Raw genomic sequence first — 12,086 nt, 5'->3', positions numbered from 1 at the left:
CCGAGACTCCCCGCGGGACGTGGGCGATCACCGGGAACCGGCTAGGCTCCTGGGTATGTACTGGTTCCTGCTCTTCCTCGGTGTGGTGGCGGTGTGGCTGCTCGTCCTCGCCCTGCTCGCGAAGAGGCTGTGGGGCCAGGGCAAGGCGCTGACGCGTGAGTTGGTCGCCGCCCAGTCCAAGCTGGACGCCGCGATGTCCACGTCCGGGTCTGGACAGACCCGCGAGGATGCGCGAGCACCGGCGTAGTATTCGGCCCACGTTCGCACGCTCGAGCCACGACCTAGACGTTTTGTGAAAGGGAGATCGACATGGCACCACTCATCGGTATGCCCCAGGGCGCGGAGTGGCTGATCATCCTCGCCATCGTCGTGCTGCTGTTCGGATCGGCCAAGCTGCCGGCTCTGGTGAAGCAGCTCGGCAAGTCGAAGAAGATCTGGGAGGAAGAGGTCGGCCCGAAGAAGAAGGAGCCGGAGCTGACCGAGGGCACCACCCAGCCGGCCCAGGCGCCGACCCAGCAGGCGGCCCCCCAGGCCCAGCCGCAGGCGGCCCAGCAGCCGAACCAGGTGAACGGCCAGGCGCCGGGCGACGGCCTGCCGCCGACGCACACGGCCAACTGAGCCGAGCACCCGCCGGTGTCATTGGTGAAGATCGGACGGCGTAAGGAACCCAAGGAGCGCCGTCCGAAGGACGACGAGGGTCGAATGACCCTGCGCGAGCACATCATCGAGCTGCGCAACCGGCTGGTGATCAGTGTGCTCGCGATCGTGGCCGGGACGATCGTGGGCTGGATCTTCTACAACCAGGCCTTCGACTTCCTGACCAAGCCGTTCCTGACCAGCGTCGCCGAGATGGCCAAGGACGCGGGCAACACGAAGACCCCACAGCTGACCTTCCCCGGTGTCGGCAACGCGCTGACGTTCCGGATCAAGATCTCGGCGCTGTTCGGCCTGATCCTGGCCGCGCCGGTCTGGCTGTACCAGCTGTGGGCGTTCATCGCGCCCGGCCTGCACCGCAACGAGCGGAAGTGGGCCTACGTCTTCTCGGCGCTCGCCACACCGCTGTTCGCCGGCGGTATCTGGGTGGCCTACTGGACGCTGCCGAAGGGCATCGAGATCCTGCTGGGCTTCACCCCGCTGGACATCCAGAACCTGGTTGAGCTGCCCGACTACCTCGACTTCGTGCTGCGCACGATGCTCGTGTTCGGGGTCGCGTTCCTGATCCCGCTGGTCGTCGTGCTGCTGAACATCCTGGGCATCGTCCCGGGCGCCGCGCTGGGCCGGTTCCGGCCGTACATCGTGCTGGTCATCTTCGTGTTCGCGGCGGTCGCGACCCCGTCCGGCGACCCGTTCACGATGTGCCTGCTGGCGATCCCGATGTGCGTGCTGTTCTTCATCGCCGAGGTGATCTCCCGCCTCAACGACCGCCGCCGGGCCCGCAAGACCGAGGAACTCCTGGCCGACTGATGAGCAGGAAGATCGCGCTGGTGGTCAACCCGACCTCCGGCAAGGGCCTCGGTGCCCGGGTGGCGCCGGTCGTTCGCGGGCGGCTGGAGGCTGCGGGGCTCACCGTCGACGAGTACTCGACGACCTGCGCCGAGGACGTCGGGCGGATCTCCGCGGACGTGATCGCCTCCGGCGCCGACGCGGTCGCGCTGATCGGCGGCGACGGCACCGTCCACCTCGGCGCCCAGGTGCTGGCCAAGTCCGGGATGCCGTTCGGCGTGATCCCGGCCGGCACCGGCAACGACTTCGCCCGCGGGATCGGCGTACCGCTGAAGGATCCGGCCGCGGCGGCCGACCTGATCGTGGCCGGCAACACCCGGGCCGTCGACCTCGCGGTGGCCAAGGACGAGTACATCACCACCGTCGTGGCCGGCGGGTTCGACTCCCTGGTGAACAAGCGGGCCAACGCGATGAGCTGGCCGAAGGGCAACTCCCGCTACACCGTCGCCACTCTGGCTGAACTGCGCACCTTCACCCCGCTCGAGTACGTCGTGACCGTCGACGGCCAGGTGATCGAGACCAAGGCCATGCTGGTCGCGGTCGGCACCGGGCCGACGTACGGCGGGGGACTGCAGATCTGCGCCGGCGCCGAGATCGACGACGGCCTGCTGGACGTCACGATCATCTCGCCGATCTCCCGGCTGACCCTGCTTCAGCTGTTCCCGAAGCTCGCCAAGGGCACGCATGTCGGCGACCCCCGGCTGGTGACGCTGCGCGGCAAGTCGGTCCGGATCGAGTCGCCCGGCATCACCGCGTACGCCGACGGCGAGCCGCTCGGCCCGCTCCCGGTCGACATCGCGATCGCCCCGGGCGCGCTCACCGTCCTCGCTTGAGACACAACCTTCATCTTCAGCTCTGTCGAGTCAGGGCATCGCCCGCGGTCGCCGTCGTACCCCGGGAGTCGCGCGCTGCCGCCGGACTCGACGACCCTGTCACCTGGACTGAGGCGGACGGCCAGGCCATCACAACTGCGCGACCTGCGCCCCGGTGAGCGTGAGCCGGGTGCTGCGACCGCGATTGTGATGACCTGGGCGTCCGGCACTCACACCGACGGCTCGACCCGCGACGTCCGCCCGTCCGCCTCCGCCCGCTGGCGGAGCATCGACAGGCTGACTGCGAGGTTGTCCAGGACCTCGGCGGGGAGGATCGAGCCGACCCAGATGCGGAGCTCCGACTCGACCGTGGGGGTCGCGGCCGCGAGGATCCGCTCGCCTTCCGGGGTGAGTGTGACCAGGGACGAGCGGCGGTCGTGCGGGTTCGCCGTACGGCGGACGCGCCCGGTGGACTCGAGCCGGTCGACGGCCTTGCTGGTCGCGCCGACGGTGATCGCCATCTCTTGGGCCAGGTCGTAGACGCGGGCGGACCCGCGCGCCGCGATGAACCGGAGGAACTCGAACTGGCCCAACGGCAGGTCGTGCTCCGCCTTCAGCCGGGCATCGAGCACGTTGTAGAGCCGCGTCTCCAGCCGGACCAGGTCCGTGAACAGTGCTGTGAGATCGGTCACTCGGCATCCTAGGGAATGAGCAGCGGAGGAATCTGGTTACGAGGAACTATATTCCTTGGAATCTATCGGAGGATGACGATGACCCACGAACAACGCGCCGCGGCGCGAGCCATGATGACCAAGGGCGACCTGGGCCGGACGGCGGCGCAGCAGCGGGCCGAGTTCGACGAGCTGTTCGCGACCCGGCCGCTGGGCGACGATGTCACGCTGATGCAGCGCACTCTCGGCGGCGTCCCGGCGCTGGACGTCAACGTCGCCGGGGCAGACGGTGACGCGGTGATCTTCTACCTGCACGGCGGCGGGTACGTCGTCGGCTCGGCCCGGACCGGCGCCAACCTTGCGGCCCCGCTGGCCCGTCGTACCGGCTTTCACGCAGTCTCTCTGGACTACCGCCTCGCGCCGGAGCATCCCTTCCCGGCTGCGCTGAATGACGCGTTGGCGGCGTACAAGGCACTCCTGGAGACCGGCCGTCCGATCGTGATCGCGGCCGACTCTGCTGGTGGTGGGCTGGCCCTGGCCACCATGCTGGCTGCGAGACGCCAAGACCTCCGGCTGCCTGCCGCTGCCGCTGTCTTCTCGCCCTGGGCAGACCTGACGCTGTCCGGCGCGAGCATGGACAGCCGCGGCGACTTCGACCCGCTCTTCAGTCGCGCCCACATGCAGGAGTACGCCGACCACTACCTCGCCGGCCAAGACCCCAAGAACGACCTGGCCAGCCCGCTCCTGGCCAACCTGACCGGCCTCCCACCCCTCCTGATCCAGGTCGGCACCGCCGAAGTCCTCCTCGACGACGCCCTCCGCCTGGCCACCCACGCCGCCGAACAGGACGTCGATGTAAGCCTCGACGTAGTAGCCGGCGCACCCCACGTCTACCAGCTCATGGCAGGCCTGTTGGACGAGGCCGACGAGGCGCTCGACCACGCCGCCCGGTTTCTTGGGGGTGCTGTCGCATAGATTGGGGGTATGAGCACTCCGTCCGAGAAGTACGCCGTGTTTCGCTCGGACCAGGAGCATCCGGCTGTTGTGGAGTTCAGACGGCTCTACGACTTCGAGCTCGACGAGTTCCAGCTGCGGGCGTGTGCGGCGCTGGAGGACGGGCATCAGGTGCTGGTGGCGGCGCCGACCGGGTCCGGGAAGACGCTGGTCGGCGAGTTCGCCGTCCACCTGGCCCTGCAGCGCGGACAGAAGTGCTTCTACACCACCCCGATCAAGGCGCTGAGCAACCAGAAGTACGCCGACCTGGTCAGCCGGTACGGCGCCGACAAGGTCGGCCTGCTCACCGGTGACAACTCGATCAACTCCGAGGCCCCGATCGTCGTGATGACGACCGAGGTGCTGCGGAACATGCTGTACGCCGGATCCAACACCCTGCTCGGCCTGTCGTACGTCGTGATGGACGAGGTGCACTACCTCGCCGACCGGTCCCGCGGCGCGGTCTGGGAAGAGGTGCTGATCCACCTGCCGGACTCGGTCTCGGTGGTGTCGTTGTCCGCGACCGTGAGCAACGCCGAGGAGTTCGGCGACTGGCTGGAGACCGTCCGCGGCAACACCGTCGTCGTACTGGAGGAGAAGCGGCCGGTGCCGCTGTTCCAGCACGTGATGGTGGGCAAGCGGCTGCACGACCTGTTCGCCGGGGAGGCGCCGACCGCGCGCGTCGGCGCGCCCGCGAAGCCTTCGAAGTCGGGTAATCCCGCCAAGGCGTCGCAGCCCGATCTGAAGGACCTGGTCAACCCGCAGCTGGTCCGGATCGCCCGCGACGACAACCGGGTCTTCCGCGACGACTCGCGCAAACCACGCCGGCGGCGCGACCTGCCGAAGAACCGCCCCAGCCGGACGCACTTCACGCCGTACCGGTCCGATGTGGTCGAGGAGCTGGACGCGGGCGCGTTGCTGCCGGCGATCTACTTCATCTTCTCCCGCAAGGGCTGCGAGGACGCGATGGTCCAGTGCCTGCGGTCCGGCCTGCGGCTGACCAAGCCGCACGAGCGGGACGAGATCAAGCGGGTGCTGGCCGAGCGGACCGCGGACCTGCCGGACGAGGACCTCGGCGTGCTCGGGTACCACGACTTCGCCGAGGCGCTCAGCCGCGGGATCGCCGCGCACCACGCGGGCATGCTGGCGGCCTTCAAGGAGGTCGTGGAGGAGCTGTTCGCGCGCGGCCTGATCAAGGTCGTGTTCGCCACCGAGACGCTTGCCCTGGGCATCAACATGCCGGCCCGCACCGTCGTCCTCGAGAAGCTGTCCAAGTGGAACGGCGAGGCGCACGTCGACATCACGCCGGGGGAGTACACCCAGCTGACCGGCCGGGCCGGACGGCGTGGGATCGACGTCGAGGGGCACGCGGTCGTGCTCTGGCAGCCCGGGTTCGATCCGCGCGCCGTGGCCGGCCTGGCCAGCACCCGTACGTATCCGCTCCGCTCGTCGTTCTCCCCGTCGTACAACATGGCCGTCAACCTGGTCCGCCAAGTCGGCCGGACCAGGGCGCGCGACATGCTGGAGCTGTCGTTCGCGCAGTTCCAGTCCGACCAGGCTGTGGTCGGGCTGGCCCGGCAGGTGCACCGCAACACCGAGGCGCTCGAGGGGTACAAGGAGTCCATCGACTGCCACCTCGGCGACTTCCTCGAGTACGCCGACCTGCGCCGGCGGATCAGTGAGCGTGAGGCGTCGGGGTCGAAGCGGCGCAAGCTGGATCGCCGGATCGAGGCGCAGGAGTCGATCGAGAAGCTGCGGATCGGCGACATCATCCGGATCCCGGCCGGGCGCAGCGCGGGCTTCGCGCTGGTGCTCGACCCGGGGATGCGCTCGGAGCGGGAGGGCCCGCGGCCGACCGTGCTGACGCTGGACCGTCAGGTCCGCAAGCTGTCGATGATCGACTTCCCGACGCCGGTCGAGGCGATCGGGAACCTGCGGATCCCGAAGAAGTTCAACCCTCGCAACCCGCAGCAGCGCCGCGAGCTGGCCCAGGTGCTGCGGAATCGCACCGACATGCTGGGGGAGGACGGCCCGCCGTCGCGCACCCGTGGTCGTGACGCGGTCAGTCACGCGGACGACCCGGAGTTGCAGGAGATGCGGGCCCAGTTGCGCGCGCATCCGTGCCACGGCTGCTCGGATCGCGAGGACCACGCCCGCTGGGCCGAGCGGTACTTCCGGCTCGACCGGGAGAACCGCGACGTACAGCGGAAGATCGAGCAGCGGACGAACACGATCGCCCGCCAGTTCGACCGGGTCTGCCAGGTCCTGGACGCCCTGCACTACCTGGACGGCGACAAGACCACGGAGGCCGGCGACCGGCTGGCGCGGATCTACACCGAGCTCGACCTGGTCGCCGCGGAGTGCCTGCGCCAAGGCGTGTTCGACAACCTGACCGTGCCCGAGCTGGCCGCGTGCCTGGCTGCGCTGGTCTACGAGTCGCGGGCCAAGGACGAGCCGACGTCACCACGGTTGCCGCGTGGCGACGTACGGCAGGCGCTGGAGCGGATGGGGTCGATCTGGCGGGACCTGTCGGCGCTGGAGCGCGACATGCGTGTCGACTTCCTGCGGTCGATGGATCTCGGGTTCTGCTGGCCGGCGTTCCGGTGGGCGTCGGGTGCTTCGCTGGCCGAGGTGCTGTACGAGTCCGACCTCGCCGCGGGGGACTTCGTTCGTTGGGTGAAGCAACTGATCGACCTCACCGAGCAGGTCGCCGACGCCGCCGGTGACAGCGAGCTGCGCAGCACCGCACGTGCGGTCGTGGACCAGATCCGCCGCGGTGTGATCTCGTACGCGTCGATGGTCGACGAGCCCTAGAACGAACCCGCGCGGTGAGAGACTCCTCAGGCACTACCCCCTGCCGTGACACCTGAAGGAGAACACGTTCGTGGAGCTGACGCGCCGCAACCTCGGGAAGTTCGCAGTCGCAACCGGGGCGGCCGCCGCCGTCGGCACCGGCGTGGGGACGACGTTGCTCAGTCGTTCCGCCGATGCCGCCGCGACCTGGAAGACCACCGGCACCGCGGTCTCCGCGCTGGCCGGCTTCGACACCCAGGTGAAGACCTTCATGCAGGCCCGCGGGATCACCGGCGGCCAGCTCGCGGTCACCTACAAGGGCCGCCTGGTGCTTGCCCGCGGCTACAGTACGTCGACCACGCTGGACGTCCAGCCGACCTCGCTGTTCCGGATCGCGAGCGTGTCGAAGTCGATCACCGCGGCCGCGATCATGAAGCTGGTGCAGGACGGCAAACTGAGCCTGTCCACGCCGGTCACGAAGATCCTCACCATCACCCCGCCGACCGGCCAGACCCGGGACGCGCGCTGGTCGTCGGTGACGATCAAGCGGCTGCTGCAGCACCTCGGCGGCTGGGACCGCGACCTGTCCGGTGACCCGAACTTCAAGGACGCCACCATCTCCAGGGCGCTGAACGTGCCGATGGAGCTCAAGCACGCCGACGTGATCAAGTACATGGCCGGCCAGCCGATCAACTACGCGCCCGGCACCAAGGTCGCCTACTCGAACTTCGGCTACGTGCTGGCCGGCCGGGTGATCGAGAAGGTCAGCGGCATGAGCTACGCGACCTACGTCCAGCAGAAGCTGCTGACCCCGTTGAAGATCACGCGGATGGCGCTCGGCTGGAGCATCGCCAAGCACACCGGTGAGGTGCCGTACGAGTCGCAGTACACCGGCAAGACCGTGCTCGACAACACCGGCGCGACGGTGGCATCGCCGTACGGGACGTTCAGCATGCGGATCCAGGACGCGAACGGCGGCTGGATCGCGAGCGCGCCGGACCTGGTCCGCTGGGCGCGGATGTTCGACGCGTCGTCCTCGGTGCTGAACTCCACCTCGCTGAACGCGATCTGGGCGAAGCCGGAGACCGGGATCGCCAACGGCTGGTACTACGGCCTCGGCTGGCAGGTGCGGCCGACGTCGGGTGGCACCGGGCGCAACACCTGGCACACCGGCAGCCTGCCCGGCACCTACAGCCTGCTGGTCCGGACCTCCTCCGGGATGAGCTGGGCGGCCATCTTCAACCGCCGCGACGACGCCAGCGGCAAGTCGTACGCCGACATCGACGCGGCAATGTGGACCGCGGCCAACGGCGTCAAGACCTGGCCCACCCACGACTACTTCTCGAAGTACTTCAGCTAAAACATCAACGCTCGGAAGTGTGGGGTGCTCACCTGCGCCTCACCTGCCATCGAGGTCAGTACGGCGCGGACGGTGTCGATCGCGTCGTCGCCGTACTGCCTTCGGAGTTTTCGCTCGTAGGCCTGGTGGAACTTCCGGGCCGCCTTGAGCGCCGCCTCGCCGCGAGGGGTGAGGTGCAGCAGCCGCGCGCGGGCGTCGGACGGGTCGGGGCGCCGTTCGACGTACCCGCGCCGTTCCATGTCGTCGACGATCTGGCTCGCGCCCTGCTTGGTGATCTCCAGCCGCGCCGCGAGCCCGCTGATGCTCGTCGGCCCGGCGTCCAGCGTGCGCAGCACGAACCCGTCCGACCGGCCCTGGTCGTCGAACCCCTGCCCGGCCGTGTCGGCCCGCAGCGCTCGGACGAACTCCTGCTCGGCCAGCACCAGCAGGATCCCGAAATCAGGCTTGCCAGATCGTGTCATGGGCTCCATGATAGTCAAGCTGGCTTGGTCAAGTCAGCTTGACTAAATCTCGATGCTCGACTAAATCTCGATGCTCGACTAAATCTCGATGCTCGACTAAATCTCGATGAAGGGGGAACCACCATGCAGGTAGTCCGCGCAGCCGAGGCGCCGACGTTCGACATGCCCGGCGTCCGGTTCACGGTGCTGGCGGCGCCGAGCCTCGGGTCGGCCGGGTTGTGCACCTGGAAGCTCACCGTCGACCCCGGTGCCGGCGGCGATCAGCCGCACACGGTCGACCGGGACGAGGTGTTCATGGTGCTCAACGGCACCGTGCAGGTCACTCCGGACGGCGAGAAGCTCGGCCCCGGCGACGCCGTCGTGGTCACCGCGGGCGAGCCGATCCGGCTGACCAACCTGGGATCCGGCACGGCCGAGCTCCACGTCGCCATCACCTCGGGTTTCACCGGGACGATGGCCGACGGTACGACGGTCCAGCCGCCGTGGGCGCAGTGACTCAACAACGCCGGATCGGTGCCGTGTAAGTGGTCTTGCTCGTGGTGGCGACGTAGTAGTCGGTCACCCAACTGCCGTCACTGAGTCGGTCCCAGACGGACGTCGTACCGACCTTGGAGCCGGCTCGCTGGCAGGTCACCCAGGCCAGGGACCCGATCGGCAACGGGCTTGGGTACGCGGCGTACGACGTCCCCGGGCCATGCCGGCGGGTCAGGTTGTTGATCGTGGTCTGGAAGGGATTGCTGCAGCCGGGGATGGGTGCTGAGTAGCCGGTCTTGTTCGGCGTCCGCACGTAGTAGTCGGTCACGTAGGTGCCGTCGATCAGTTTGTTCCAGACGGAGGTGGTGCCGATCTTCGGGCCGAACGTCTGGCAGACGATCCGTACGCCGGAATTCGCGGCGATCGTGGACCGGACCGGGTAAGCGGTCGATGGGCCGGCGTACGAGTGGATCGTGGTTCGGACCGTGTACGTGTACCAGACACTCGCGACCGGCGCGTCGAACCGGTCGCTGTCGATGTTGAGTGTCACGCCGCCGTGCGTCTCGTTGTGGTCGCCGACGTACTGCTTGCCGCGCTGGCCGACTGCCCAGAAGGAGTTGGGCACGGTCGGCCAGCCGGTGAGCGAGCTGTTGCCGTCCCAGCGGGCGATCCAGAGCGCGTCCGGTCGGGCGTACGACGAGGAGTTGTACGCCGACGCGAGATGCGGGGCGCCCGAGTTCTGGTGCGCGTACACGCCGGAGAGGAACCCGAGCCGGTGCAGCTCCTTCGTCCACGCCGACAGGAAGCGCAGGACCGTCAGCTTGCAGGTCGCGTCGGCCGCGTCGTAGTGCTCCAGGTCGTAGTAGATCGCGCTGCCTCCCAGTAGGTTGAGCGCCCGGGCGGCGGCGATCGCGTCCCGCGCGAGCAGGCCGCCCTGGAAGGTCGCGGACGGCGCCGTCATCTTCACGGCGTTGGTCCGGAACGTGCACGGGGCCTGGTAACCGACGTAGATCGGGATCAACCGGAAGCCCATCCGCGTCACGCTGCTGACCCAGCTGGGGGTGAGCTGCGGTTGCGCGCAGCTGCGGTTGACGCCGCCGACGTAGATCCCGATCGCCTTGTACGGCGAGGCTCTCCACGCCGTCATCTGGGCGACCGTCGGCGCCGTACACGTGTCGAAGGCGAGCCCGGTGAACCGCGTCGCCGTACCTCCCGCCGGATAGGTCAACGGCGTGGTCGGCTCCGCCGATGCCGGCACCGCCAGCCCGAACAGCACCGTCGCCACAGCCGCACCCAGCACCGCGAATCCCTTGACGCGCCCCATCGCGATCACCCCCACGTCAGTAGTAAAGCCAGGGAGCCTGTTCGGCGCCAGTCCTGCGCAGGCGTTAAGTTGAGAGGAGCGTCGAGTCGGGAGGTTGTCGGATGCCGGAGATCGTGAAGCGCGAGGAGCGGCCGTACGTCGCGTTGCGGGGAAAGGTCGCGATGGACGGGATCGGCGCGTTCGCCGAGCGACTGGGCGAGGTGGTGTCCTGGCTGGCCGCGCATGAGATCGCCCCGAACGACGCTCCGTTCTTCAAGTACGACGTGGTGGACATGGAAGCCGGCCTGGTGATGGAGATCGGGTTCCCGGTCGACGACCTGCAGCACGGTGAGGGGGAGATCGTCACCGGAGTGCTCCCGGCCGGCCGCTACGTAAGCGCCACCCACCACGGCCACCCGGACGGCCTGCTCGGCGCCACCCGCGACCTGCTCGACTGGGCGACCGCGGAAGGCCTGGAGTGGGATGCCAACGGCAACAACTGGACCGCCCGGCTCGAGATCTACCGGTCCGACCCGCGCGAGGTCCCGGACATGAACGACTGGGACACCGACCTCGAGTTCAAGCTGAAGGACTAGGCGCTTCGGTGCCGACTGTTCTCGCCGGCGCGAGCCGGCTCGACCCTGAGCGGATCCGCCATGTCGCCTCACCCCTGATCGAGCTCGGCTGCGCTCTGCACGTGCTGGCCGAGCCGCGCCACCACGATCGCGTCGATTGGGCGGCCGCCGTACGGCTGCCCGCCGTACTCCGGGAAGAGCTGGCGCAGTGGACCTGGACGGTGCGAGCCGTCAGGGCGCGCTTCTTCGCGACCAGTGCGGCGACGGGTATGCCGACGTGGCAGGACGAGCTGAAGGCGCTGCAGGCTCGTGCGCCGGAGGAGTTGGCCGCTGAGCTGGTCCGGCCGCTGCGGGGTCGTCCACTGAGTAGCAGGACGACAGACGCGGACGCCGTACGCCACTGGGCCCGCAGCCGGGGCCGAGCGGTTGCGGACCTGGTCGAGGCGCTGCTGACCGAGCCAGAGGAGCCGGTACGGCGTTTCCTCGACCTGCTGGATGCGTGCTGGGCGGAGTGGTTCCGGGACGTGTGGGAGGAGTCGCGGGACGCGCTCGCTGCCCGTGGTCGGCAGGACCGGGACCTGGCCGTGCGAGACGGTGCGCTTGCGATGCTGCGGTCGCTGGATGGGTCGATCGAGGTGCGGGATCGGGACAGCGTGGTCGTGCAGAAGGTCCAGAACAAGCGCATCGACCTGTCCGAGCGCTCATTGCTCCTTGTCCCGAGCAACTACATCGCACCGCACCTCTTCCTCGGCGAGATCCCGGGAGAGCCGCTGACTGTCATCTACCCGGCTGGTGGCCGCGGCGCCGCCGTACCAACTGCTCAGCAGGTCCGCAGCCGACTCGAGGCGCTGGCCGCGCCAGACCGCCTGCAGGTCTGCCGCGCCGTGGCCAGCGAACCGCGGACTGCTGGTGAGATCGCGGCCCTCTGGGGCCTGCATCCGACGCAGGTCACTCGCCACCTCCGCGCCCTCACCCGAGCTGGTCTGGTCACCGCCGAACGCCAAGGCCGCTTCGTCGCCTATCGCCTGGACGAGGACGCCTTCCGCAACCTCGGAGCCGACCTCTTGGACCTGGTCATGAGGTGAAGTAACAAACTTGCGATTCCGTGCAACCAAACGGGACATTCGCTGCATCTACCCAG

General features: G+C 68.7%; 13 protein-coding genes. 10 read left to right on the top strand and 3 right to left on the bottom strand.

Annotated features, from left to right (window positions below):
- Nucleotides 1-55 precede the first annotated feature (55 nt).
- The 4 genes from ACIBL3_RS31815 to ACIBL3_RS31800 all read left to right on the top strand — a co-directional run bounded on the left by ACIBL3_RS31815 (nucleotide 56) and on the right by ACIBL3_RS31800 (nucleotide 2,336).
- Nucleotides 56-247 carry a hypothetical protein gene (locus tag ACIBL3_RS31815; protein ID WP_396357451.1) on the top strand — a complete coding sequence of 64 codons (192 nt, stop codon included), beginning with the start codon at nucleotides 56-58 and terminating at the stop codon, nucleotides 245-247.
- 62 nt (nucleotides 248-309) lie between these two features.
- Entirely contained in the window at nucleotides 310-618 is a 309-nt protein-coding gene (locus ACIBL3_RS31810) for a twin-arginine translocase TatA/TatE family subunit (protein WP_396357450.1), read from the top strand.
- A gap of 15 nt (nucleotides 619-633) precedes the next feature.
- Nucleotides 634-1,464, top strand: coding sequence for a twin-arginine translocase subunit TatC (gene tatC / locus ACIBL3_RS31805; RefSeq protein WP_360533783.1), 831 nt, complete (start codon nucleotides 634-636; stop codon nucleotides 1,462-1,464).
- A complete protein-coding gene (locus ACIBL3_RS31800) occupies nucleotides 1,464-2,336 on the top strand; it encodes a diacylglycerol/lipid kinase family protein (protein ID WP_396357449.1) in 873 nt (290 codons plus the stop codon). Before tatC ends, ACIBL3_RS31800 begins: the two co-directional genes overlap by 1 nt.
- A 209-nt stretch (nucleotides 2,337-2,545) precedes the next feature.
- On the opposite strand, the gene ACIBL3_RS31795 is transcribed toward ACIBL3_RS31800, so the two are convergent.
- Nucleotides 2,546-3,007: a MarR family winged helix-turn-helix transcriptional regulator gene (locus tag ACIBL3_RS31795; protein ID WP_396357448.1), complete on the bottom strand. Its 462-nt coding sequence runs from the start codon at nucleotides 3,005-3,007 to the stop codon at nucleotides 2,546-2,548.
- 78 nt (nucleotides 3,008-3,085) lie between these two features.
- Here ACIBL3_RS31795 and ACIBL3_RS31790 point away from each other — a divergent pair, with 78 nt between their 5' ends.
- The 3 genes from ACIBL3_RS31790 to ACIBL3_RS31780 all read left to right on the top strand — a co-directional run bounded on the left by ACIBL3_RS31790 (nucleotide 3,086) and on the right by ACIBL3_RS31780 (nucleotide 8,132).
- Nucleotides 3,086-3,961 (top strand): alpha/beta hydrolase, encoded by an 876-nt coding sequence (locus tag ACIBL3_RS31790; protein WP_396357447.1) that lies wholly within the window; start codon nucleotides 3,086-3,088, stop codon nucleotides 3,959-3,961.
- Between the two features lie 9 nt (nucleotides 3,962-3,970).
- Complete coding sequence (locus ACIBL3_RS31785; protein ID WP_396357445.1) at nucleotides 3,971-6,793, top strand: DEAD/DEAH box helicase; 2,823 nt, start codon at nucleotides 3,971-3,973, stop codon at nucleotides 6,791-6,793.
- Nucleotides 6,794-6,863: 70 nt separating this feature from the next.
- Nucleotides 6,864-8,132 (top strand): serine hydrolase domain-containing protein, encoded by a 1,269-nt coding sequence (locus ACIBL3_RS31780; RefSeq protein WP_396357444.1) that lies wholly within the window; start codon nucleotides 6,864-6,866, stop codon nucleotides 8,130-8,132.
- Here ACIBL3_RS31780 and ACIBL3_RS31775 read toward each other — a convergent pair.
- Complete coding sequence (locus ACIBL3_RS31775) at nucleotides 8,129-8,593, bottom strand: MarR family winged helix-turn-helix transcriptional regulator (protein ID WP_396357443.1); 465 nt, start codon at nucleotides 8,591-8,593, stop codon at nucleotides 8,129-8,131. The genes ACIBL3_RS31780 and ACIBL3_RS31775 overlap by 4 nt on opposite strands.
- A gap of 123 nt (nucleotides 8,594-8,716) precedes the next feature.
- Between ACIBL3_RS31775 and ACIBL3_RS31770 the strand changes: the two genes are divergently transcribed.
- The gene (locus ACIBL3_RS31770; protein WP_396357442.1) at nucleotides 8,717-9,088 is read left to right on the top strand and encodes a cupin domain-containing protein; all 372 of its coding nucleotides are present in this window, start codon (nucleotides 8,717-8,719) and stop codon (nucleotides 9,086-9,088) included.
- Between the two features lies 1 nt (nucleotide 9,089).
- Here the strand turns inward: ACIBL3_RS31770 and ACIBL3_RS31765 are convergent, their stop codons facing one another.
- A complete protein-coding gene (locus tag ACIBL3_RS31765) occupies nucleotides 9,090-10,391 on the bottom strand; it encodes a glycoside hydrolase domain-containing protein (protein ID WP_396357440.1) in 1,302 nt (433 codons plus the stop codon).
- A gap of 101 nt (nucleotides 10,392-10,492) precedes the next feature.
- Here ACIBL3_RS31765 and ACIBL3_RS31760 point away from each other — a divergent pair, with 101 nt between their 5' ends.
- Together ACIBL3_RS31760 and ACIBL3_RS31755 are read left to right on the top strand one after the other, a co-directional pair.
- Nucleotides 10,493-10,966, top strand: coding sequence for a GyrI-like domain-containing protein (locus ACIBL3_RS31760; RefSeq protein ID WP_396357439.1), 474 nt, complete (start codon nucleotides 10,493-10,495; stop codon nucleotides 10,964-10,966).
- 8 nt (nucleotides 10,967-10,974) lie between these two features.
- Nucleotides 10,975-12,030, top strand: a complete 1,056-nt coding sequence (locus tag ACIBL3_RS31755; protein WP_396357437.1) for a DUF5937 family protein — start codon at nucleotides 10,975-10,977, stop codon at nucleotides 12,028-12,030.
- Nucleotides 12,031-12,086 lie beyond the last annotated feature (56 nt).

It is taken from the genome of Kribbella sp. NPDC050124, assembly GCF_044460355.1.
Classification (GTDB): Bacteria; Actinomycetota; Actinomycetes; order Propionibacteriales; family Kribbellaceae; genus Kribbella.
This window is presented reverse-complemented; position numbering and strand designations above follow the sequence as displayed.

Excerpts from the sequence above, each read along its gene's own strand:
- ACIBL3_RS31790 (WP_396357447.1), top strand. The coding sequence starts at position 3,086 with ATGACCCACGAACAACGCGCCGCGGCGCGAGCCATGATGACCAAGGGC.
- ACIBL3_RS31800 (WP_396357449.1), top strand. The coding sequence starts at position 1,464 with ATGAGCAGGAAGATCGCGCTGGTGGTCAACCCGACCTCCGGCAAGGGC.
- ACIBL3_RS31770 (WP_396357442.1), top strand. The coding sequence starts at position 8,717 with ATGCAGGTAGTCCGCGCAGCCGAGGCGCCGACGTTCGACATGCCCGGC.
- ACIBL3_RS31810 (WP_396357450.1), top strand. The coding sequence starts at position 310 with ATGGCACCACTCATCGGTATGCCCCAGGGCGCGGAGTGGCTGATCATC.
- ACIBL3_RS31785 (WP_396357445.1), top strand. The coding sequence starts at position 3,971 with ATGAGCACTCCGTCCGAGAAGTACGCCGTGTTTCGCTCGGACCAGGAG.
- ACIBL3_RS31815 (WP_396357451.1), top strand. The coding sequence starts at position 56 with ATGTACTGGTTCCTGCTCTTCCTCGGTGTGGTGGCGGTGTGGCTGCTC.
- ACIBL3_RS31760 (WP_396357439.1), top strand. The coding sequence starts at position 10,493 with ATGCCGGAGATCGTGAAGCGCGAGGAGCGGCCGTACGTCGCGTTGCGG.
- ACIBL3_RS31765 (WP_396357440.1), bottom strand. The coding sequence starts at position 10,391 with ATGGGGCGCGTCAAGGGATTCGCGGTGCTGGGTGCGGCTGTGGCGACG.
- ACIBL3_RS31775 (WP_396357443.1), bottom strand. The coding sequence starts at position 8,593 with ATGACACGATCTGGCAAGCCTGATTTCGGGATCCTGCTGGTGCTGGCC.